24 protein-coding genes are annotated in these 22796 nt (G+C 49.2%); 13 read left to right on the top strand and 11 right to left on the bottom strand.

Annotation, left to right across the window (positions count from 1 at the left end):
• Positions 1–32 precede the first annotated feature (32 nt).
• Entirely contained in the window at positions 33–1370 is a 1338-nt protein-coding gene (locus BLW29_RS13995) for an aminoglycoside phosphotransferase family protein (RefSeq protein WP_090980475.1), read from the bottom strand.
• Positions 1371–1495: 125 nt separating this feature from the next.
• On the opposite strand from BLW29_RS13995, the gene BLW29_RS14000 reads away from it, so the two are divergent.
• Positions 1496–2203, top strand: a complete 708-nt coding sequence (locus BLW29_RS14000) for a DUF4386 domain-containing protein (protein WP_090980477.1) — start codon at positions 1496–1498, stop codon at positions 2201–2203.
• Here the strand turns inward: BLW29_RS14000 and BLW29_RS14005 are convergent, their stop codons facing one another.
• The 7 genes from BLW29_RS14005 to BLW29_RS14035 all read right to left on the bottom strand — a co-directional run bounded on the left by BLW29_RS14005 (position 2204) and on the right by BLW29_RS14035 (position 11179).
• Positions 2204–2788 carry a Crp/Fnr family transcriptional regulator gene (locus BLW29_RS14005; RefSeq protein WP_090980479.1) on the bottom strand — a complete coding sequence of 195 codons (585 nt, stop codon included), beginning with the start codon at positions 2786–2788 and terminating at the stop codon, positions 2204–2206.
• A 117-nt stretch (positions 2789–2905) separates the two neighbouring features.
• A complete protein-coding gene (locus BLW29_RS14010) occupies positions 2906–4723 on the bottom strand; it encodes a sensor histidine kinase (protein ID WP_090980481.1) in 1818 nt (605 codons plus the stop codon).
• Positions 4716–6353: a response regulator gene (locus tag BLW29_RS14015; protein WP_090980483.1), complete on the bottom strand. Its 1638-nt coding sequence runs from the start codon at positions 6351–6353 to the stop codon at positions 4716–4718. The genes BLW29_RS14010 and BLW29_RS14015 overlap by 8 nt, the downstream gene beginning before the upstream one ends.
• Before the next feature lie 47 nt (positions 6354–6400).
• Positions 6401–7654 carry an FAD-dependent oxidoreductase gene (locus BLW29_RS14020; RefSeq protein ID WP_090980485.1) on the bottom strand — a complete coding sequence of 418 codons (1254 nt, stop codon included), beginning with the start codon at positions 7652–7654 and terminating at the stop codon, positions 6401–6403.
• 75 nt (positions 7655–7729) lie between these two features.
• The gene (locus tag BLW29_RS14025; protein ID WP_090980487.1) at positions 7730–9277 is read right to left on the bottom strand and encodes an extracellular solute-binding protein; all 1548 of its coding nucleotides are present in this window, start codon (positions 9275–9277) and stop codon (positions 7730–7732) included.
• Between the two features lie 90 nt (positions 9278–9367).
• Positions 9368–10246, bottom strand: coding sequence for a carbohydrate ABC transporter permease (locus BLW29_RS14030; RefSeq protein WP_256208607.1), 879 nt, complete (start codon positions 10244–10246; stop codon positions 9368–9370).
• A 12-nt stretch (positions 10247–10258) separates the two neighbouring features.
• Entirely contained in the window at positions 10259–11179 is a 921-nt protein-coding gene (locus BLW29_RS14035) for an ABC transporter permease (protein WP_090980489.1), read from the bottom strand.
• Between the two features lie 225 nt (positions 11180–11404).
• Between BLW29_RS14035 and BLW29_RS14040 the strand changes: the two genes are divergently transcribed.
• From BLW29_RS14040 to BLW29_RS14075, 8 genes are all read left to right on the top strand, one after another.
• Positions 11405–11782, top strand: a complete 378-nt coding sequence (locus BLW29_RS14040) for a MerR family transcriptional regulator (RefSeq protein WP_090980491.1) — start codon at positions 11405–11407, stop codon at positions 11780–11782.
• A gap of 1 nt (position 11783) precedes the next feature.
• Complete coding sequence (locus BLW29_RS14045; RefSeq protein WP_090980493.1) at positions 11784–12545, top strand: SDR family oxidoreductase; 762 nt, start codon at positions 11784–11786, stop codon at positions 12543–12545.
• 187 nt (positions 12546–12732) lie between these two features.
• The gene (locus BLW29_RS14050) at positions 12733–13167 is read left to right on the top strand and encodes a DUF1641 domain-containing protein (RefSeq protein ID WP_090980495.1); all 435 of its coding nucleotides are present in this window, start codon (positions 12733–12735) and stop codon (positions 13165–13167) included.
• A gap of 48 nt (positions 13168–13215) precedes the next feature.
• The gene (locus BLW29_RS14055) at positions 13216–14397 is read left to right on the top strand and encodes an NAD(P)/FAD-dependent oxidoreductase (RefSeq protein ID WP_090980497.1); all 1182 of its coding nucleotides are present in this window, start codon (positions 13216–13218) and stop codon (positions 14395–14397) included.
• Positions 14398–14609: 212 nt separating this feature from the next.
• Positions 14610–14816 (top strand): helix-turn-helix transcriptional regulator, encoded by a 207-nt coding sequence (locus tag BLW29_RS14060; RefSeq protein ID WP_090980499.1) that lies wholly within the window; start codon positions 14610–14612, stop codon positions 14814–14816.
• Positions 14813–15244, top strand: a complete 432-nt coding sequence (locus BLW29_RS14065; RefSeq protein WP_090980501.1) for a hypothetical protein — start codon at positions 14813–14815, stop codon at positions 15242–15244. The genes BLW29_RS14060 and BLW29_RS14065 overlap by 4 nt, the downstream gene beginning before the upstream one ends.
• A 12-nt stretch (positions 15245–15256) precedes the next feature.
• Positions 15257–15442, top strand: a complete 186-nt coding sequence (locus BLW29_RS14070; protein ID WP_090980503.1) for a hypothetical protein — start codon at positions 15257–15259, stop codon at positions 15440–15442.
• A gap of 154 nt (positions 15443–15596) precedes the next feature.
• On the top strand, positions 15597–16691 hold the full coding sequence (locus BLW29_RS14075) for a sensor domain-containing diguanylate cyclase (protein ID WP_090980505.1): 1095 nt from the start codon (positions 15597–15599) through the stop codon (positions 16689–16691).
• Between the two features lie 64 nt (positions 16692–16755).
• Here the strand turns inward: BLW29_RS14075 and BLW29_RS14080 are convergent, their stop codons facing one another.
• Positions 16756–18564: a discoidin domain-containing protein gene (locus BLW29_RS14080; RefSeq protein WP_177186629.1), complete on the bottom strand. Its 1809-nt coding sequence runs from the start codon at positions 18562–18564 to the stop codon at positions 16756–16758.
• A 333-nt stretch (positions 18565–18897) separates the two neighbouring features.
• Between BLW29_RS14080 and BLW29_RS14085 the strand changes: the two genes are divergently transcribed.
• Complete coding sequence (locus BLW29_RS14085; RefSeq protein ID WP_090980509.1) at positions 18898–19470, top strand: hypothetical protein; 573 nt, start codon at positions 18898–18900, stop codon at positions 19468–19470.
• A gap of 32 nt (positions 19471–19502) precedes the next feature.
• Here BLW29_RS14085 and BLW29_RS14090 read toward each other — a convergent pair whose 3' ends face one another.
• On the bottom strand, positions 19503–20090 hold the full coding sequence (locus BLW29_RS14090) for an NAD(P)H-dependent oxidoreductase (RefSeq protein WP_090980511.1): 588 nt from the start codon (positions 20088–20090) through the stop codon (positions 19503–19505).
• A gap of 119 nt (positions 20091–20209) precedes the next feature.
• Between BLW29_RS14090 and BLW29_RS14095 the strand changes: the two genes are divergently transcribed.
• The 3 genes from BLW29_RS14095 to BLW29_RS14105 all read left to right on the top strand — a co-directional run bounded on the left by BLW29_RS14095 (position 20210) and on the right by BLW29_RS14105 (position 21888).
• A complete protein-coding gene (locus BLW29_RS14095) occupies positions 20210–20638 on the top strand; it encodes a MarR family winged helix-turn-helix transcriptional regulator (protein WP_090980513.1) in 429 nt (142 codons plus the stop codon).
• 158 nt (positions 20639–20796) lie between these two features.
• Positions 20797–21276, top strand: a complete 480-nt coding sequence (locus tag BLW29_RS14100; protein WP_090980685.1) for an RNA polymerase sigma factor — start codon at positions 20797–20799, stop codon at positions 21274–21276.
• Positions 21277–21888 carry a zf-HC2 domain-containing protein gene (locus tag BLW29_RS14105; RefSeq protein ID WP_090980515.1) on the top strand — a complete coding sequence of 204 codons (612 nt, stop codon included), beginning with the start codon at positions 21277–21279 and terminating at the stop codon, positions 21886–21888.
• 20 nt (positions 21889–21908) lie between these two features.
• Here the strand turns inward: BLW29_RS14105 and BLW29_RS14110 are convergent, their stop codons facing one another.
• On the bottom strand, positions 21909–22796 hold the full coding sequence (locus BLW29_RS14110; protein ID WP_090980517.1) for an NUDIX hydrolase: 888 nt from the start codon (positions 22794–22796) through the stop codon (positions 21909–21911).

A 22796-nucleotide genomic window follows, 5' to 3' on the forward strand; every position in this document is an offset into this window, starting at 1 on the left:
CTCCCCGGACCGGGTAATGCGGTAGATTTGAATTATTGTTCACCTTGCTCATGAAGAAATCGCAATGCCTTGCGAAGGTAGAATGGCGGACCATCGTCCAATTCAGGTCTTGCCCTTTCCTCGGTGTGGTGCAAAATGGATTGGTAGCTTATGGCGTGATGAATGGCATGGATGACCTCGCAGAGCGACCAGAGCTCCAACAGACGATGCTCCGGCTCGAAGTCGCTCCACATAGCCAAGTAAACGTCCCGAAGTTGAGTCCGCAGCGTTACATCGCTTTCGTCAAAGATGAGGAACATATCCATGAAGGGGTGGCCTACGGATGCGTCCGTCCAATCGATGAGACTCAGCCTGTCGTTTGCGCTTGTCACATTCCCTAGATTTAGATCCCCGTGTAGAAGCGTGGATGGAACCTTGTACTCCGAGAGCTTCAAGCACATCTCCGTGATTGTGGGCAAGTGCTTTCGAAGTTCGCTAATTTCTTCCGGCGTTAGCCGTTCTGTCATTAGTTCATCATCCAATAGTGGAGCAATGAAAGGAACGTATAGTTGCGGTCTGCGATCGGCACAGCCTACTTCCAGCAACTCATCTATATGGTTGATGGAATCAAGCTGGATGCCTGCGAATACACGCAGTAATTCCATCTTCTGTTCCAGTGTAACGCTATTTCTTATGCTCTTTCCGCTATCGCTTGCTAACATCCATCCGTATCGCGGTTCAGTTCCAAGGACGACCGGTACACGCCCCGGATAGAAGTTACCTATGAGCTCAAGAAACCTCGCTTCATCTACAAACAACGGTTGTTCGGCATTTACCTTGAAGTAGACATTCCCCTGTGTAGTGGGTACCCGGAGGACACACGACAGACTCCACCATTTCATGAGTTCCGGTTGCGCAATAACCTCGCCGCCCAATGAGCCGACGACTTCTTGTATCCAATTCGTGACTGCGGTAAACCATCCACTGTTCTCCCATGGGCGGCGGAACTTTGGCTGATCCACTGTCTCCGGTTCAGAATAATAATTGTAAAGGACCTCGAGATGGTCCGACCGTTTGAATTGTAAATTAGCCAAGTCATCTCTGCTTACCCATTTTCCCTCTTGCGTTATTTTATCGCTGCCAAGATTGTCTAATAAGAATATGCCTTCCCTTCGCCCTGTTTGTAGGTCTTCCGAAATGGATACGTATCTATACGCGACCACGGTCTGACCGAACAGACGCGACATCTCTCGGGTAGCTGAAATCGAGGAAATTTGTTCTTCCACTCGCAGATAAGGGAGACACCACTCATCATTTTCTTTCTGCACAAAAACCCGGCCCGCGAGTGTCGGATGCGGCAATACGCCATAGATTACATTAACATTGTCCATGTGATCATAACTCCTTACCAAATATACTTAGTTACAATGTCGACTCGTTCATTGACTTAAGTCAATGCACGTCAAAACCCTCCCAGATACAATGAAATGACCACGTACATCTAGGAGGGTCTTTAATGGTTACTCAAGGAAGAGAGCTGTCGGATCAGCGAAAGTCGGCTCTAACTGCCGGTACAGCACTCATGCTCATGACGCTGGCCGCCATTTTTTCGTATGGCTTTGTGCATGCAAGGATCTTGAAACAGGGGGATACAAGCGCCGTAATCCAGTACTTGATTTCGTATCACCATCTCTTCAAAGCCGAAATCTTCGGGTGGTTGATCATCCTGCTGTGCGATATTGTGGTCGCTTGGTCATGCTACGTGTTCCTGAAACCAACCCATAAAGATCTAGCCTTGCTCGGCGCATGGCTCCGTCTTGTTTATGCGACCTTATTGGGAATAGCGATCGCCAATCTATTATTCGTGCTGACGCTTACTACGAACAGCACCGATTATGGATCCCCTTTTACCTCCAATCAAGTTGGAGCACAAGTGATGTTACATTTACAGGCTTTTGATCTTATTTGGTCCGTTGGTTTAATCGTCTTTGGCGCGCATCTGCTAATCTTGGGAATATTAGCTCTCCGAACAGACAACATTCCGCGATGGATCGGCATCCTGCTGCTTCTAGCTTCTATTGGCTATATCTTGATTCACATGAGTAAACTATTCTTTGAGGATTACGAGGAAGTCGGAAAGATACTCGAAAATGTTTTTATTGTCCCTATGACAGCGGGAGAGCTCGGCTTTGGATTATGGTTGCTATTCAGGGGAGGGAAATAGCTAGGTATGTTCGCGATGCATTCTCTTCTTAATTCTACTTAAGGACTCCGGGGTCATGCCGAGAAAACTCGCCAATTGATGCTGCGGAACGCGGTCGATTAGCGAAGGTCGTTTCATGAGCAGCGCCTTGAAGCGCTCCTCAGGCGAAGAAGCGATGAACGCCGCGAATTCTGCCTGCACCTGACTAAAGTTCTCTTCAATTATCTTACGAGTCATCGACTCCAACTGCGTGTATTTGGCATACATGTTCTGTTCCGTATTCAGGTCGCCAACCACCACCACAGAGTCTTCAAGGCAGGCGATGGTGTAGTCGGATGACTTGTCTGCCTTATGATAATTGAAGAAGGCAATCGCCTGCTCTTCGGTATACAAGTTCGATGTTACCTCGTTCCCCTCTTCATCGATTGAGTACTGCCTGATGCATCCCTTCAGAATGAAATAACATTTAGCAGGTACCTCTCCTTGTCTAAGGAGGACGGTACCTTTCTTAAATTCTTCGATATGAATTTCGTTTACGATCGCTTGTTGTTCTTCTTCGCTTAAGGAGGTCAATTTCGACATATAGGTGAATAAAATGTTTTCCATTATCGCTCTCCTTCTACAATGACTCGGTTATCTCCATTGTACTACAACGAATGCGGACGATTGATAAAGAAGAAGACATAAATAAAAGCCTGCCGAAATGAATCGACAGGCCAACTATTAATTGTCGTTCGCAAGCGCCGCCTTGAATCGGATCGTTACGATCGTACCGGCGCCAAGCTCGGAGGAAATGCTTAATCCATATTCGTCTCCGGAATAAAGCTTGATGCGCTCATTGACGTTGTAAAGTCCGTAGGAGCTTCCGGATCCGTCGGATTTGACGGCGGTTGGTGCCGCTGACAGAAGCGACCGCGCTTTATGCGCCTCCATGCCGATCCCGTTATCAGCTACAACGAAGAGGAGCTCACCTTCGACCTCCCGAACGGTGATGACGATAGAGCCGCTCTTCCCTTTCGCTTTGCGGATCCCGTGCAAGAGTGCATTCTCGACAATGGGCTGCAGGATCAGCTTCGGCATTTGATACGCTTCGAGGCCGGGCTCCATATCCACCCGGAAGTCGAACGTATTCGGGAAACGGCTCTGCTGAATTTCCAAATAGACTTGAGCCAAACACAGCTCGTCCTCTACGCTGACGATACTTCTGCCCTTGTTAAGACTGAGCCGGAAGTATTTCGCCAAGCCGTCGATCATCTGGCTGATATCGGTTGCGCCTTTGCCGATAGCGATCCAATTGATCGTATCCAATGTGTTATATAAGAAATGCGGATTAATCTGGGCTTGCAGCGCTTGAAGCTGCGCCTCGCGCTCATGGATTTGGGCCAAGTACTTCTCTTCGACCAGCGTCCGCACTCGCAAGAGCATGTGTTCGACGCTTCGTTCGAGCAGCAAGAAATCACTTGTTTCCGCAGGAACATCCATCGGAGTGTCCGTGCCTTCTTTGCGTATGGTGGTGATGACGCTTTTGACCCTGCGATTCATTCCCCGCACGATGATGGCCAGCAAGACGACCGGCAGCAATAAGAACAACGCAATGTATTCCAAGAGCGTGGTTAACCCCGTCATCTGCGTTAGCTTCACCGCGCGGTGAGACAGTTGCGATTCCGTGCCCTGTGCGACCAGCTTCCACCCGGTCGGATCAATGGTTGTATACAGGACATCATTGACCTCCGCATTCAGCTTGAGCGAGAGCGTTCCTTCACTCCCACTGCCGAGCGCCTCTTGCATGTCGGAGCTGACTTTCGAGCCGACGAGCGCCTTATCCGGATGATAAGCAATGGTTCCGGAAGGATCTACGAGGTAGACGTTCGTTCCCGGCGAGAATTGAAGCGTCGACAAGATGTCCGTCACCAGCTGCTCTCTAACGTCGATCATCAGCACACCCGACACCTTCTCGTATTGGTTAGGGTCCCTTAGCATCCGGGCAGCCGAGATGACGCGGGCATTCCCCGCTTCCAGGTACCGTTCATCGTAACTGCCCGACCATACGATTCCGCCATTTTCCATGATGATCTTCTCGTACCAGGAGCCCGTCTTCAAGCTTTCCAGCGAGAAGAAATTAATGCGTTCGCCTGCGTAGAGCTTCGATTTATCGACGAAAAGCCGGACATGGAACACATCGGAATTCGACTGAATGGACTCGACCAAATTCCGCAAGTCTTTGATCACCTGAAATTGAATGCCGATTAACCGATCGTTCTTACTGATGGAAAGATACTCATGCAGATTAGGGTTCATCATCACCGAATTGCTGATGTCCTCAATATGCTCCAGACGGTACGCCAAATTGTTCCCCGCCTGTTTAAGCGCCTGCTGCATCGTCCGAATGACTTCATCCTTGAGAATCGTGGCAGAACGCTCATAAAACCCGTACAAAATGACACCCGCAGGTACCACGATTAAGAGCAGATAGGCCAACAGCCACTGTCTCGGGATCGAGAAGCGGCGAATGAAACGACCGAATGCACCTGCCCTAAACATGGCTATCCCGGTAAACGCTTGGCGTTACGCCTGTCGATTTCTTGAACAGCTTCGTAAAGTAACTCGGATCCGTGTATCCGATTGCATAGCAGATATCATAAAATTTATACCGATGATCGCGAAGCATTGCCTTGGCTCGTTCCACGCGCACTTGCGTCAAATATTCGTTGATCGTTTGTCCCGTTTCCTGCTTATAGAGCAAACTGACATAGGTCGGCGTTAAATAGACTTCTTTGCCGATGACCTCGACGGTTAAATTGCCGTCGGCGTAGTTATGCTCGATAATGGCGCGAACCCGTTCCGCCAAATTCGCGACTTTACCGGTTCGCTTCTCGCGAATACGATCGCAAGCCGACAGCAAGTGGGATTCGATTAATTGTCGCATCTCGCCGATCGTTTCTTGCTCGAACAACGCTTCCCATAATACCGATTCCGCCGATTCCAACTCGGGAGACTGCACGTTCAGCTCCATTAACAGCTGCCCCACCACGAGAGCCATCTGCAGACATACGTTGCGTCCGTATTTCAGCCCGGCCGTCCGATTGCGGTTCATGTCCGAGAACAGCAGATCGAGAACCTCGCGAACCTTCTCCAGATCGGCCGCTTTCAGCGCTGAAACCAGCTGCTCCTGATGCTCGGGATCGAACTTGCTGCTACCGCCGCCGTCCGACTCGGGGTTTTCGAGGCTATTCATCGTAATGATCCGATTTTTTCCCAAATACCATTTGTGCGTGACCGCTTCCCTAGCCTGTTTGTACCCCTGAGCCAGCTCAGCCAAGGAATCCGCGCGATCGCCAATTCCGATTGTCACGCCAATCTTAAGCCAGCGTTCCAAGTTTTCTCGAATGTCGGCGGCCAGCGCGAGCAGAACGTTCGCGGCATCCTGAGCGTCGTCAGCCAAAGGCTCCGTCCGCAATATGCCAACGAACTCCCCGCTCCTGTGCTCGAAAGCGTACCCGCTCATATGAACATCTATCAGTTCCCTGCATATGTTCAGCACCGAGTACCATAAGAGCTGCCGATCCACCTCGGAACGCAGCGCCGTCACTTCCCCCAGATCATCAACGGAAATTGCCATGATCCAGTAGGAAGCTTCGATGGGTAACTCCAACCCCAGAAAAGCAAGGCGGTCTTGAAGATTATGCTTCGGTATGGCATTGCCGATTAACGAGAGCAGGAATTTCTCCCTCAGAAGCGGCATGCCTTCCTTCAGCTTGGACCGCATTTCCTCTTTGCGGCGCTGCTCATGCCCTCTATAATCCAAGTCTGCGACGACCTTCTTGATGACCTCCGTCAACTCTTGTAGGTTGACGGGCTTGAAGATGTAGTCGACCGCGCTGACCTTCATGGCGGATTTCAAATACTCGGCGTCGTCATGACCGCTCACGAATATAATCTGAACCTCGGGGTATGTCGCCGAAATTTGCCTGGCCATCGTAATTCCGTCCATGTTCGGCATTCGGATGTCGGACAAGATCAGGTCGGGCAGCTCTTGCTCGATGAATGCGAGCGCCACGTCCCCGTCGTCCGCCTCTCCGATGACCTCGATACCGTGGGAGGACCAGTCAAAATAGGAGCTTAAGCCTGTTCTAACCGTCGGCTCGTCATCCACGATCAATAATTTATACATGTCTAAGTCGTCCTCCCCGGCTCTCGGTGCCTTATCTAACAGCTATCTTATTGAACGAAAAACTTAACGCCTTGCTTCTTCAATTGTTCATGAAGCACATCCATCGGAACGTCTCTCATCGGAGTCTCGCGGTCCATGGAGATAGCTGCCGCCGCTCCCGCTGCTTGCCCCAGCGCGTAGCATGTCGCCTGCACGCGCATCGAGGACATCGCCACATGCGTCGCGGAAATCGACCGCCCCGCCACGAGAAGGTTATCAATCGCCTCCGGAACCATACAACGGTAGGGGATATCGTACCCGTCGATTTTACGTTCGTCTGTCGTTTTCGCCGCATCCGGGCTGTGAATGTCGATTTCGTAGTTCGTTTGCGCGACCACGTCCGAGAAGCGCGCTCCGGTCACCAAATCCTGCTCGGTCAGCCGATAGAGCGCTTCAATTTGGTTCGTTTCGCGAACGCCGGTCTGCGATGCAATATGAGAGACAGTATAGTTGCCGTACCCTGTTTTCTGCAAATAGTAGGCGATGGAAAATACCTGCTTCAGGGCTTCGGCCTCCGCATAGTTAACCTCATCGATCTTTGCACCGTTCGCTTTGACACGTGACATGTTGACGAGCAGCGTGCCGTTGTTGTTTTGCTCCCAATATAGCCGGCGCCCTTGCGGAAGGTCGGACACTTCCTTGTACTCGTAGCATCCTTCCGGCAAGAAAGGCGTGACGGGGCTGCCTGTATTCGTCATCTGGAACATCAAAGTCATCGGCTGCGTTAAGCCGTCCTCTTCTCGTCCCGTTGTATACGGAACGCCGACATCGATTGCGACTCTCGCATCACCGGTGCAATCGATAAACCGATCACCTTCGAAAGCCTTCAAGCCTTCGCGAGTTGACATAATAACCGCCTTGATCGTATTCCCTTCCCTGATCGTGCCGACGAATTCGGTATGGAAGTAAACGTCCACGTTCTCCTTCTTCATCTTCTCGTTGAAATAATGCCGAAGCAGGAAGGGCGAGTATTGGGGTGCAATGGACTCGTCATGCCCCTCAGGTAGGTACTCGGCCAGCATTTCCGCAATAATCTCCCGATAAATGCCGGTTACGTTCCCGATCGGCATAAAGATGCTTACGTTCCCGAGCGTACCCATGCCGCCGAGCTGTGCCGATTTCTCAAGCAGTACGACTTTCTTGCCGGAACGCGCCGCACCGATCGCAGCGGCTGTACCTGCAGGTCCTCCTCCGATAACAACGACGTCCGCGTGCGCATGAGTTTCAATCTGTCGTTCAAACGAATAGGAATTAGGATTCATAAGGGCTTCTCCTCCAAGTGGAAGGAAGCGGCTGGTTCCATGAACCGACCGCCGCCTTCGTAAGTGATCAACTTGTTATTTCGTAGTCGCGTACCAATCGTTGATTTCCTTTGCACTGACTTCTTCTCCGGAAGTCTTATATTTCTCTTGGAATTTCGCCAGATCGTCCAGTGACTCTGCGCCTGCGAACAGTTTTACCGTATATTCCCCGACCATCATTTCAAGGCGCATATTATTCTTCGCATGCTCTGGCAAATACGGAGCCCAGCCGAGCGTATTGCGAACTTTCACCTCTGCAGGCTGTTTGTTGTTCAAGAAATCGAAGCCTTCGAACATGATCGGGTTCTTGCGGACGCGAGCTTGCCAGTATTGCGGATAGATCGCTTCATCTACGCCGGCCATGTAATTGTTCGCTTGATTACGCTCATCGGAGAAAATCGGCAAAATCGGAATATAAGCATCGTTCTCAAACTTGTAATGCTTGCCTTCCTCTCCGATCGCCAACTCTTTGAACGTTGCCGGCTCCAGCAAATCGTTGATGTACTTGATCGCCTCAACCGGATTGGCCGCGGATTTCGGAATAAACGTCAGACGGTCGAAGCCCGACATGGCGCCGAAGCCTGCTTGACCTTTCGGACCTTTAAGGGCGCCTGCGTACGCGAATTTCGCATCCGGTGCGACTTTGATCAGTGCGTCGTTCAGACCGGGGATATCCGCCCAGTGCACGATGATCGCGCCGGCCTTGCCGCTCGCGAACTTCTCTTTAGCGGTAGCATCCTTGTTGATGATGAACTCTTTGTCGAGCAAACCTTGTTTGTACAATTCCGCTACGTATTTCACATAGTCCGGATAGTTCGGATCGAGCACACGCGGAGTCAATTGGCCATTAACATCGTTCCACGAGTTCGGCATGCCGAAAGCGCCTACAATATTCTCGAGCATCGCTTGGTCACCTTTAATTGTAAGGGGAACGTTCTGATCGCCATTGCCGCCCGGATCCTTCTCTTTAAACGCTTTCAAAACATTCACCAGTTCATCTGTCGTCGTCGGCATCGACATGCCGACCTTCTCCAGCCAGTCAGTGCGGATCAGAATGCTGGATCCAACCTCATGCGTAACCGGAGCCGGGATTGCGAACAGCTTGCCGTCGATTTTGAGCGCATCCATCGATTGCTGAGAAACCGCGTTCTTGATATTCGGTCCATATTGATCGATTAGCGGAGTCAAATCGGTCAATGCTCCTTTTTGAGCATAGTCGGAGTAGAGCGCCAAATCGTTGTAGAACGTAATCATGTCGTAAGGCTCGCCGGAAGCGAAGATTAGATTGAGCTTCTCTGCCGTTTTGTCTTGCGGAAGGACGTCGTACTGGACTTTATAGCCCGTCTTGTCTTCCAGAAATTTCGCTACGGGATACGTTGCATAATCGTCCGCTTGAAAGACGTTCAGTCGTTTCAAAGTCGGTTTCTCCGCTGCTGGAGCCGCGCTGTTTGCTTCGGTTGCCGTGTTACCCTCTGAGGCTGGGGAATTGTTGTTCCCGTTGTCTGTCGACCCGCATGCTGCCAAAAATCCGACAAGCATCACGGACATAGCGGCAAGCGTGAGTAGTTTCGGTATTTTCCTCAATGCATGACCCTCCTAAAAATTATAATTATATCATTAACAATCAGGTATTCCTGAAAAGGTTAATGCCAGATCACATTTTCTTCGCCTACCCTACCCTTTAACGGAACCGATTAGCACACCTTTGATGAAGTATCTCTGCAGAAACGGATACACAAGCAAAATCGGAATCGTCGAAGCAATAACGGTCGCTGCCCGAATGCCCTCTGCCGGTACATTCATCATATCGTCGGCGGTCTTGTTCAAGGCCGTAGACGTATCCGCATTCATGACTATATCCTGCAAATACAACTGTAACGGCTTCAAGGAAGTGCTATTGATGTAGAGCATCGGGTTAAAGTAGTCGTTCCAGTAATAGACGGCGTAGAACAATCCGACTGTCGCCAGTACCGGACCGCTCAGCGGCAGAATAATACGGAACAGGATGCCGATGTTCTTCGCCCCATCGAGCTTGGCCGATTCCTCTAAGCTCGGCGGCAGGCTTTCGAAATAGCTTTTGATCACGAGCAGATTAAACACGCTGATTAAGGCAGGCAAGATCAGCGAGCTAAGATGGTCAAGCATGCCCAATTCACGCAAGAGCAAGTAATTCGGAATAATGCCTCCGCTGAACATCATCGTGAAGATGAACAAGACGATTAAGACACCCATGCCCGGCAGCTCCCTCTTCGAGAGCGGGTATGCCGTCATGGCCGTAAGCAGAATAGAAGCAAGCGTCCCAACGACGGTAACGAACGCGGAGATCAAGAAGGAATGAAGGAATTGGTCCGAAGTAATGACGAACCGCATCGTATCTAACTGAAAGCCCTTCGGGAATACGCCGACCTTGCCTGCGACAATCGCCCACTCTTCGCTCACCGACTTGGACAAGACGTTGGCGAAAGGAAGCAAGGTGATCAGCCCCATAAGGGTCAAGATGATATAAATACCGATATCGAGCACATAATCGCCGGCTTTTCTATGATGACGCAAGCGGCTCACCCCCTACCAAATGCTACGTTGAAGAAATTTTCTGCTGAGCATGTTACCGATGACAATCAAGAGGAAGCCCACTACGGAGTTGAACAGACCGACTGCCGTGCTGAAGCTATAATCCTGCTGCCCAAGGCCCATGCGGTATACGAATGTTCCGATGACGTCGCCGGTTTCATACACGAGCGGATTGTACATCGTGAGGATCTGTTCGGTCCCCGCTTCCAACAGACTGCCGATGCGCAGGATGAACATGAGAACGATCGTCGGCAGCATGCCCGGCAGCGATACCGAGATCATTTGCCGGATTCGGCCTGCACCATCGATGGCGGCTGCCTCGTATTGCTCTTGCTCAATGCTGGCGATCGCCGCGATGAATATGATCGCGTTCCATCCGATTTCCTTCCAGCCTGCCGTGAATACGACGATGCTGCGGAAGAAATCATTGTCGGCGAGAAACGAGATCGGCTCTCCGCCCAGCCACTTGATGAGGCCATTGACGATTCCGCTCGTCGGCGAAAGGATATTGATGAACAAACCCGAGATAATGACCCACGATAGAAAGTGAGGCAAGTATATGATCGTCTGTATCGCGCGTTTGAAGAACATGCGGCGAACTTCGTTCAGAAGCAGCGCGATGACGATCGGAATCGGAAACAAGATGACAATTTTGTACAAACTAATCAACAGCGTATTGGTCAAAACCTGATAAAAATCGTCCGAGTGAAACAGCTTCTCAAACTGATTCAGCCCTACCCACTCGCTGCCGCCAATACCGCTGAAAATGTTGAAATCCTGAAAGGCGATCAGAATGCCATACATCGGCGTGTATTTGAATACCAGCAAAAAGGCCAGCCCCGGCAGCACCAAAGCATACATATCCAGGTTGCTTCGAATGATTTTCCATTGGCGTCCTACCTTGCCCAAATCCATCACCTTCTTCCGTCTGTGTGTCTTTATTGTACGGAACAAGCCGAAATCGCTGTAGAAGCTAAACCTTCGATTTCTGGTACTTTCTTATAGTCTTCCTGCTGCATGCCATAAAAAAAGAAGACTCGGTCAAAGTCCTCTCGTTTCAAAATTTCGGGGTTGACTTAAACCATGGTTTAAGTCGTATTCTATTCCTGTCGACAGGAAATGATGGATGGAGGTCTCCGGATGAAGTACCGTTCTATTAGCGAAGCTGCAGCGAAATTATCTATCCCAGAAACTACGATACGGTATTATGAAAAAAAAGGACTGCTCCCCCTGATCGAGCGCGATGAAGCTGGCAGGCGGTTATTTTCAGAAAAACAAATGGCACTCCTTGAGACCGTTATTTGTTTAAAGAACACGCACATGCCCTTAAGCGACATCAAGCAATATATGGATTGGATTATGGAAGGGGCAAGCACCATTCCGCTCCGACTTGAAATGATGAACGCTCACAAGCAAGCGGTGCTGGCTGAAATTTCATTGATGACTGAAGCGTTAAAAGGAATAGATGACAAAATTGCACGATATACAAACGAATCATCAATGGAGAGGATGGATTAAAATGAAACTTTCAGGAAACACAATACTCATTACGGGCGGTAGTACCGGAATCGGACTAGCTTTTGCAGAACGCTTTATGCAAACTGGCAACACAGTCATTGTTTCAGGACGGCGTGAACATGTACTTCAGGAGGCACAAGAAAAATACCCCGCGCTGATTACGCGAGTAAGCGATTTGAATTCGGAATCCGAACGTGCAGCATTATTTGATTGGGTGACGGCGAGTTATCCGGAGGTCAATGTGTTGGTCAACAATGCAGGGATCCAGCAACGCTTTCATGTGTTGAAGGCGGACGCGAAGAATAGTTGGCGGGAGTTCAACCAAGAAATCACAACAAATATAGAAGCGCCTATCCATCTTTCTATGCTGTTCGCTCCTTATTTTGCGGCCAAAGAAAACGCGGCAATCATTAACGTGACATCGGGCTTAGCCTTCACTCCACTTGCGATTGCACCGATTTATTCCGCAACGAAAGCCGCACTTCATTCCTTTACGATGAGCTTAAGACACCAGCTTGCGGACACGTCTGTAGCAGTGATCGAGGTCGCTCCCCCGGCGGTGAATACCGATTTAGGCGGTGCTGGGCTGCATACACATGGTGAACCGTTAAATGACTTCGCTGATGGCATTTTCAAGGGATTAACAGCAGGCGACACCGAGATTGGATATGGTACTTCTGTCAATCGCTTACGCATGTCACGGGATGAAGTCGATGAACATGTAGCCGCTATGTATAAGACGTTGAGAACAACAATTGAATAACCAGAACGCCAAGCAGTCCCAGCCACCGGTGAAGTGGCTGGGATTTTTGCTGTATGTTTTCCGCGTGTGATTTGAATAATAACTCCAACTGGATAACCTTGTTATCCCCATATCCATCACAAAAACCGTCCTTAAATCGTTATATATACAGCAGGACAACCTACACTGCTTGAAGGGGGAACTTGGCATGTCGAATACAACTACGCTCGAATCGGATCAAGGGAATATAGCGGTGACACAAGGTAACGTCAATCCGGATGTGATGGAACAATTGGCGAAACCGGACGTGCAGGCAGCCTTAGCCGTATTGATTGATCATTTGCCCCAACTTATCGAAATTTCTACTCAACTTATAAAGACTTACGATTTCACCCAGAAGGTACTTTCAGACCGCGTGCTGCTCGCAGATACCGCGAAGGTCATGAAAGAGTTAGCGATTCCGATTGAGACAAAGGTGAAGGCCATTGCGACCGCGGCTATCGAAGCCTCCGACCGCGCTGAGCAAAGCAAGGAAACGATCGGTTTGCTTGGCATGTTGAGATTGTTGAAAAACCCGGAGCTGCAGAAGATGCTTCGGTTCGGTCAAGCCTATCTGGATATTCTGGGCGAAAGAAAGAAGTAAACCGCACACGTCGTCCAATTCACAATATACATGGGGGAGGACTTTAAAATGAGCAAACATATCGTCATTGTCGGTGCCGGCTACGGAGGACTACTGAGCGCTTTATCTGCCCGAGCGCATCTAACGGCCGCGGATGCCCAGATTACCGTTATTAATCGCATTGCGACGCACCAAATCGTTACCGAGCTGCATCGTCTTGCCGCGGGAAACGTTGCCGATCAGGCCGTTGCCTTGCCTTTAAATAAGCTTCTGAGCAATAAAGACATCCATGTGAAAATCGGTACGGTTCAACAAATCGACCCGGTGGCCCGCAAGGTCGTATTGGAAGACGGATCCATGCTCAGCTATGATGCATTGGTCTTGGCATTAGGCAGCGAAAGCAATTATTTCGGAATTCCGGGTCTTCAGGAGAACAGCCTGAGCCTTAAATCTGTAGCAGACGCGCACCGGATCAACACGCACATCCATGAACGAATCAGCGAATATGCGCGGACGAAGAATAAGGCAGACGCAACCTTCATCATCGGCGGCGGCGGCCTCACCGGCGTAGAGGTCATCGGCGAACTTGTCGACGAACTCCCGGGTATATGTCGTAAGTACAATGTCGATTATGCGGATGTCTCGCTGTTTCTGGTAGAGGCCGGCCCGGCCATTCTTAAAGGGTTCCCGGCGGAATTGGTTCAGCGGGCGACGGAAAGCCTTGAGAAGCGAGGCGTACAGCTGCTTACCGGGCTAGCGGTCACCGAAGTCAACGGAGCCACCGTAAGCTTGAAGGACGGAAGAAGGATCGATGCCAATACCTTGATTTGGACCGGTGGCGTGAAGGGGCATCCGCTTGTTGCCGATTGCGGCGTGGAAGTAAATCGCGGACGGGCGGTCCTGAATCCGTTCTTGCAATCCGTTTCTCATCCCGATGTATTCGTGGCGGGCGATTGCGGAATTGTGATGGGCCCGCAAGGAAACCCGCTTCCGGAGAGCGCGCAGCTGGCGTGGCAGATGGGCGAGCAAGCGGGCGCGAATATCGCGGCATATTTCAAGGCCACCCGCATGAAGGAATTCCACTATGTATTCTCCGGCACGCTTGCCAGCCTAGGCCGCAAGGACGCTGTCGGCTTTATCGGCGAGACAGGCATCGAACTGAAAGGTCTGCCAGCCACCATGATGAAAAAAGCCAGCGATGTCCGTTATTTAACGCACATTAACGGATTGACTTCTCTTGCTTATTTCTAAGGCAAGCTAGTGCTTGACAATAAACAAGAATACGGCTGCTTTTCCTGCATAGGCGCGGGAAAGGCGGCCGTTTTTGTTTGTTGTTTGTTCTGCCCGGGCTGTAACTGTAGATAGCCTTCCACTTTGAAATGGAAAGCTTACTTGACATTCCATACATCTCGCCATATACTCCCCTTATGGGAAGCTAGCTTTCCATGAGGAGGATAAACGCATTGAACAACCGTTTAGAAGAAATTCGCAAGCAACGCGGAATCAAGCAAGAAGAATTAGCAGCAGCTCTTGAAGTTTCGAGACAAACGATTGGTTCGCTGGAAAACGGTCGTTATAACCCCTCCATCCTTTTGGCGTTCAAGATTGCTCGTTTTTTCGGTATGCGTATCGAAGAAATCTTTATCTATGAGGAGGATGAATCGGTATGAATAAGACGATTTTGTATTATTTGCTAACCGTTGGAGGCGTGGGATTACTGGCAGTTGGTGTGTATTTCATCAAAACCGTTGAAGATCCTCAAGGCTTACTGCGAGCGCTGCCTTATATCTGCGTTGGGCTTGGCTGCGGCCTATTCGGTCACGCCATGGGAGAAGTCATCATCCGGAGTGCCATGAAGAAGAATCCCGCCGCAGCCAAGCAGCTGGAAATTGAACAGAACGATGAGCGTAACTTAGCCATCGCTAATCGGGCAAAGGCGAAAGCCTATGACATGATGGTCTTTGTGCTTGGCGCTTTAATTACATCGTTTGCCTTGATGGCGATCGATTTAATCATGGTCGTGCTATTAGTTGTTGCTTACATGCTTATTCTTGGCTATAACTCTTATTACCGTTATAAGTACTTCAAAGAAATGTAAGGAGTGACGACGATGACCAAATTATCTTATAGCGGTGTCAAACATGGCGCACCTGATGTGGAACTAACAATAATGGTGGATATTCAGAATGATTGGTTTGAGGTAACGCATACCAAGGAAGTTTCTCAAGTAATGAATAAATCAACAGGTGAATATATCATCGTCAAACGAAACACCTTGAAAGTCGAGGCTGGCTGAACGCTGATTTGACTTAGAATTACCCTATATAAGATTGAAAAAGGCTATTGCCCAGATGACCTTCGTTCTCGGCTGACAAACCTATTTAAACGTGCTAGCATGTTATTAAAATAATCGGCAGATTACTATGCGAGCATGGAGGGATATGGGGTCGATGATAGAGAACCGCCGCCTGAAAGTCATTATGGAAGTCCAACAGCAGATGCTGCTATCTAACTTTGATTTAAAGCTATTTATGAATACAATATGCGATCGGATGTGCTTATTAACAGAAGCCGACGGTTCTACCATCGAGATGCTGGCGGGAGACGAAATGGTGTATGCTGCCGTCAGCGGTACTTTGCAGCCTCATATCGGCATTCGACTGAATAAGAATGGCAGTTTGTCGGGATTGTGCGTAACGAAGAAGGATATCCTGTACTCCCCGGATACGCAGCTGGATGATCGCGTCAACAAGGAAGCGTGTATGAAAGTCGGCGCGCGAAGCATGGTCTGCGTTCCCTTGTTCGAATCCAGCAACGCTGTCGGTGTATTAAAAGTCATCTCCGGCCGGCCTGATGCTTTCTCGAGCCGCCATATCGAGACGTTGCAATTGTTATCGCTCGCTCTGGGCTCAGAGCTCGGTAAGCAAGTGAACTATGACGACAAAATTCGGATTCTGAATGATTATGAGCAATTATTAGTTCAATTAAGAGCCGAAATTGAAAGACGCGAGAAACTAGAGCACGAGCTTATTCAATTGACAGAACGGGACATTCTGACGGGATTACTTAATCGCAGAGGCTTTAGCGTTCGAATCCAAAGCTGGATCAATCGCGCCGGTCAAGGGGAAGGCATATTCGGCGTGTTCTACCTCGATTTGAATAAATTCAAACAGTGCAACGATACGTACGGCCATGAAGTCGGCGATCTCGTGCTTGTAGAATTCGCGAATCGCATCAGGCATGTCATTCGCGAATCCGATCTGGTCGCTCGCGTAGGCGGGGATGAGTTCGTGGTGGCGGTATGGATGCAGAACGACTACGACGGCTTGATGCAAGTTGCCAAACGGTTAATCGAGCAACTGGAGGAGTCGCCGATGCGCATTAAGGAGCTTCAACTCCCCATGACCACCAGCATCGGCTGTACCTTGTGGACAGAAGACAAGACCGAGCTAGACCTCATGCGTGCGGCGGACCAAGCAATGTATCTCGCCAAGTCGAGCGGCACCAATCGGATTGCGGTTAATGGGGAGCTCATCAGAGGCTAGTTGTTTAGGGCAAGTTGAAGGGCCGTCCCCTGTGGACGGCCCTTCATTATTATTCCTTTGAAACTTAGCTTGGTCCGTAGACCTCAAACTCGTAGATTCTTGCGGCAAGGTTCGTCGTTTGCGTAGGCACCGTAACGTTCAACTTTACGTATCGAGCCGGCACGGCAGTTATTTTGTCTACCGATATGCCGCCCGTATTGTTAGTCACGCTCACTACTTTATTCCAATTCGTACCGTCAGTGCTGACGAGAATATTATACGCCTTCGTGTTGTAGGAAGCGGTCTCTCCGCCTTCCGATGCATGCTTGATGACAAATTGGTTCACCTGCTTCACGGAGCCGAGATCGATCTGCAGCCACAAGTTGCTGGACTTGGAGCACCATTTGCTGTCATTAATAACGCTGCCGTCCACGGCTTTGGACGCAATTTGCGTGGCGGTGCACGTACTGTCAACCGTCGCGGATTTATTGAAAGCCAAATTCGGGAGGCCAAACACCTGGAACTCGAAGATTCTTGCAGCAGTGTTCGTGGTTTGCGTAGGCGTCGTCACGTTCAACTTAATATATCTTGCCGAGACGGAAGCGATATTGTCTACCGTTATGCTTCTCGTATTATTGGTTACTTTGACTGCCGTGCTCCAATTCGTACCATCATTGCTAACCTGGATATTATAAGCCTTCGTGTTATAGGAGGCCGTCTCTCCGCCTTCCGATGCGTGCTTGATGATGAATTGATTGACTTGCTTCACGGAGCCAAGGTCGATCTGGAGCCAGCGATTGCTGGACTTGGAGCACCATTTGCTATCATTGGCGACGCTGCCGTCCAAGGCTTTGGCTGCAGTCTGCGAGACGGTACACGTACTATCGGCCGTCGCTGGTTTATTAAAGGATAAATTCTGATGCTCATATACCTCGAACTCAACGATCCTTGCCGCGGTGTCCGTAGTTTGCGTAGGCGTCGTCACGTTTAATCTGACATACCTGGCCTGCGCAGCCGGTATATTGTCTACCGTAACGCCGCTCGTATTATTGGTTACGGTAACTACCGTGCTCCAACTTTTGGCGTCGGAACTAACTTGGATGTTGTAGGCTTTCGTATTATAAGAAGCGGACTGTGCCCCTTCCGATGCGTGCTTGATGACAAATTGGTTCACTGGCTTCACGGAGCCGAGATCAACCTGCAGCCAGCGGTTCCCGGACATGGAACACCATTTGCTATCATTGACGATGGTGCCGTCCACGGCCTTGGAAGCGTTCTGCGAAGCGATACACGAGCTGTCAGCAGTTGCAGGTCTATTGAAGGCTAAATTCGGAGAACTCACCGTTATCGTATAGGTAACCTTATTCGTTCCGGATTGCGGAGTTAAGATGAGCTTCATGCCCGTCTCTAGCGTCGTCGCTTTCGTTATTCCGTCCGCATTGTAGATTTCGAACGTTGCATTCGCTGCCGGCGTGATCGCAGCCTTCAATGCCGTTAACGTGACGTCACTCCCGACAATTATAGTCTCATTGGCCGTCCCGCCGGTACTGACCGTACCTATTGTCGAGGTTAGCGCAGCGGCGCCGCACTGCGAGTTCCCCCCTGATGCCGCCCATTTCGCATACAGGGTTACATTTTGAGTGATTGGATCTGACCCTTTGTAGGCTTGTGTCAGCGCTATGTCGTAGTACCAGCCTACGAAGCTGTAGCACTCCTTCACCGGAATATGCTGAAAGAGTACCGTTCCTCCGGGCGACACGAATTCAGAGTCGATTCTGGAGCCGCCATTCGTTTCATAAGTTACGACCTTTTGAGTGGGAATGTCCCCTGGATCGCCTCCTGCAAACGCAGGAGATCCGAATGTCAGAATTGAAACGATGAGAGCAAACACCATAAAATAACCTCTTATCTTCGCTGTATGCCTTTTCTTCCCCTGGCTAAACCTTACCCGCTCCATCACTCGCTCCCCTTCCAATAATACGAACTGTAGCACCGTTCATATTGGTATTCGCTGCAACTCGGAAGAATGCATGTTTATCAAGGATCCCGAGCCTTATGTATAGGCAAAACAAATAGCCCATAAATGGATTTTGTATAGATGAACGTTGCCATTGCAAGCCAATCCATCCGGAAAAATCCCTCATGAGCTATTCCCATCTTAGCATACCTGCTGGTCTATTCATAATGGAGAAGCATATAGGTATAGAAACGCTAACGGAGGAATACTATGGCGAAATCAGAGCAAGAATACATCCTCGGTATTAAGATCGCGAGGGCGATGCAAGCCGGCCCCAGACATATCACCAAAGACGCGACAGTTGCAGAGCTGGGGGCAAACGGCAAGCTGATTATTCTGCGTCAGGGCACAAACCACTGGGTCTGCTTTCCCGGAGATGAGAATCAGATCGGTAATCCTCCTATGTGCGCCGATCCCATGGGTCTGCAATGGACGATGGACATTATAGCCAAGAGACCGCGTCCTACGAATAGGGCTCCGGGTCTGATCTATATGCTATGCGGCGCCACGCAGCACAGCGTCACCGATCCGTTCGATCGAACAAGCCCCGCTATCCCGATTGGTCCGCACTGGATGATCCTTTGGCCATATAACGCCAGGCAGTCCGGACTGCCGAATACGGTCAGGGATGCCGGCGCTTGGGTCATGTTCGACGGAACTCCTTACGCCTATCTCCACATCTGCGGTACACCTTGGGTCGGCAACGTCTACGATGTGAATAACCCCGGCGATCAGGTTCCGATCTGGACCATGGAATATGGCCCCCAAACAGAGCCAAAATGATTTGTTCCGTCATTAATGCGGCAATAGTCTTTTTATTGGTTAATCGTGAGAAAATAACGATTAACCTTTTTCAGTTTCTCCTTATGCTTGCCTCGTGAACTCTCCATATTGCCAAACTCAAAGAACTTTACATGTTTAATGCCCACAAAGTTGAAGAGCGCTCTTCGCATTAATATCTTATGGGCGTTATGAAGCCATAGTAATGGATAAAAAGCCGGTCCTTTCATGGTAGAGATGCAAACGACCGACTTGCCTTTCAGAAGACCTTCCGGAAAAGCACCGCCATTCTCCCTATAAGCAAATCCCGATGCAAACATCTGATCGATATAGCCCAGAAGCAGAGCCGGAGGACGCCCCCACCAAATCGGATAAATGAGCACAATTTTGTCGGCCCAGAGAAGCTGCTCTCTATACTTGGCGAGATCAGGGTCCATATGCATGTCTCTTCTCCGCTTATTCTCGTTAAAAATCAGAACCGGATTAAACCCTTCTTCGTACAAATCCAATACTCTTACCTCTTCGATCCGACCATTCCCATTGCACCCGTTAACGACCTCTTGCAAGAAAGCATAACTCAAGCTCTGGTGATTGGGATGCGTAAAAATAACCAACGTTTTCATAAGCCCACCTCTTTACTTATCATTTGATAACAATAAAATAGCACATTCTTATTTTTGTTGTCAAATGATAATTGTTATTTGATAATCGGTTTGCTATTGTTTCATAAAGAGGTGATTTGATGCTTACGAACGCGTTATTTCAGAAATTCGTTACCTTCATATCTGCCGTCCATCAAACGACGCATGAGATGACTAAGGACGCCAGATCCATTGAAATTACGGCCCTGCAATATAAAATTTTGGAGTACGTTGCCATTAATCAGCCTGTCAATCTTAGCGATATTAGCGATTGCATGCATATGTCCATGCCAAACACCAGTCGCGAGCTAAGGAAACTAAGCGAAAAACAGCTTTGCAGCAAAACTTCCGAAACGGAGGACAAGCGTAAACAGTCTATCCGGCTTTCCGAAAGAGGGGAAGCGTTAATGACAGCTTCTTTTCAAGCCGCAGAAGCGCAGTTTCTCAAACGAATTGAAACGGTTTCCGATCAAGAACGACAGGATATTGAGCGTGCGCTCGATCTTCTGAGCTCTAAAGTTTTTTATTGAAGAAAGCCGGTTAAACAGCCAAGAACCTCTCCGATACTTCATCGAAGAGGTTCTTTCGTTTATATCAGATAGGAGTGCAAGTATACTATAAAAGAAAAAAATATTTCATTGTAACGAACTATGAATTTATCGGATATATAGTCGAAGGGAGTGAGAGAGTGGCGGAGGACATAGAAGAAATTTATAAACAGTATGCAAAAAGCGTCTTCCGATATTTACTTAGCCTTACTCATGACGAAGATTTGGCCGAGGAATTAACGGGGGAAACCTTTTATCGCGCTGTATATTCTATCCATACCTATAACGGCTCCTGCAAGATAAGTGTATGGCTTTGCCAAATCGCCAAGCACGTGTGGTATCAGGAGCTTGGGAAACGAAAAAGGCATCCAAATCAAGAGCTGCAGGAGGATGTGCCTTCGCCGAATATGTCGCCGGAGGAAGCCCACCTATTCCAAAATAACAAAATGGACTTGTATCGAGCTATTCACCAATTAAGTGAACCTATGCGGGAAATTGTCCACATGCGTATATCCGGCGAATTTTCCTTCGCGGAAATCGGTGAAATACTTGGCAAAAGCGAAAATTGGGCACGTGTCACTTTCTACCGAGCTAAACAAAAAATGATGGAGGCGTTATAAATGGTCAAATGTCATATTGTCCAAGACATTATGCCAAGCTACATAGACGGCTTGCTCAGTCCGGAAACCGAACATGACATCCGGCAACACATTGAGGAATGCGAGGCCTGCCGTACGCTTCATGCTAAGCTGTCCACTTCAATAGACAATGCCGATTTACATGTAAATAAGAAAGAAATCGATTTTCTGAAGAAAGTAAGAACAAAAACAACAAAGAAAGTGGTACTAGGATTTACAGTTCTCCTATTGATTATTGCATTGTTAACTTACTTGTTGGCTATTGGCCCCTCTGTCCGCAAGGAAAATCTCATCTATACAACCAGCGTTGTGGGGGACACGTGGCGAATAAATATGGAGCTTACAAACGGCAAAGCCTTGCTTGTCAAAACAGAGCCGATTTATGGCGAAAAAGACAGCAATGGTATTAAGCCTGTTGTTGGCGTACTTGTAAAACCTCACGAATTGCTGCCTTCTCCAATCTTAGAAAGCGATAATAATTCCTTTATGTTTGGCAGCACGATTGACAGTTTCAACAAGCGTAATTATAAAGTCGTTCTTCGGTTAGCGGATGGGGACATTGTTTTTACATCAGCTAATTATAATAAGCGGTAACCTTGGGTTTCTTCTCTCTTTCATTCCGCCCAATTTCTTCGAAACAAGCGCGAAGGACGGTGGCCGGCATTCTCCGTATAATGATCGGTCTCAGACACGAGGTCGGCTACTTTGCGCCTGAAGTTAGCCTTTAACAGCTCTTTGTCCAGAATCACCTCGTACACTTGCTGTAATTCCGTAAGGGTAAACAGCCTTGGCATTAAGTGCAAGGCAATATCGGTATCATTCGTTTCCCCTCGCAGCCGTTCAATCGCACAGGCAATTATTTTTGCATGGTCGAAAGCTAATCCATCATTCGACACGATCTCGAAGCCGATAGACTTCGAGGTCGGCTTTGCCGTTACGGTCCGATTTACCACCGCCGTAAGCTGCACCTCCTCGGAATGAAGCTTTAGCTCGTAGGACCACGTTTTAGCGTATCCCTCTTCCAGCAATTCTTTGTGCTCTCGCACAAGCCGGTAGCTCACCTTGAACCAGTGTGCGTCTTCGGCGTCGTCCCCTGCCTTTAGCCGGAATCGACTGCTATCGATCAAAGCCATATAACTGCAGCTCATTACCCAGGTCCGGGGATCCCGTCCGACATCGCTAAAAGTATGTAACTGCTCCAAATAGACGTCATCCACGCCTGTTTCCTCGCGCAATTCCCGCACGGCCGCCTGCTCCGCGGTCTCGTTAGGCCGAACAAAACCGCCTGGCAGCGCCCATTTGCCCAAATAGGGATGCCCTCCGCGGCGAATAAGCAGCATACGCAGTTCCTTTTCCGGAAGCTTGCGATAATTGTCCTCCTCCGTGTTCGTCACCGTAAAAATAACCATATCTGCGGCTACAGAAGGTCGCTCGTAATCCCCTGCCCGGTATTGCGCCAGAAATTCTTGCTCCGTAAGTCCGTCACGATCATGCGTATCCAA

Source organism: Paenibacillus sp. CF384 (assembly GCF_900106745.1).
GTDB lineage: Bacteria > Bacillota > Bacilli > Paenibacillales > Paenibacillaceae > Paenibacillus_Z.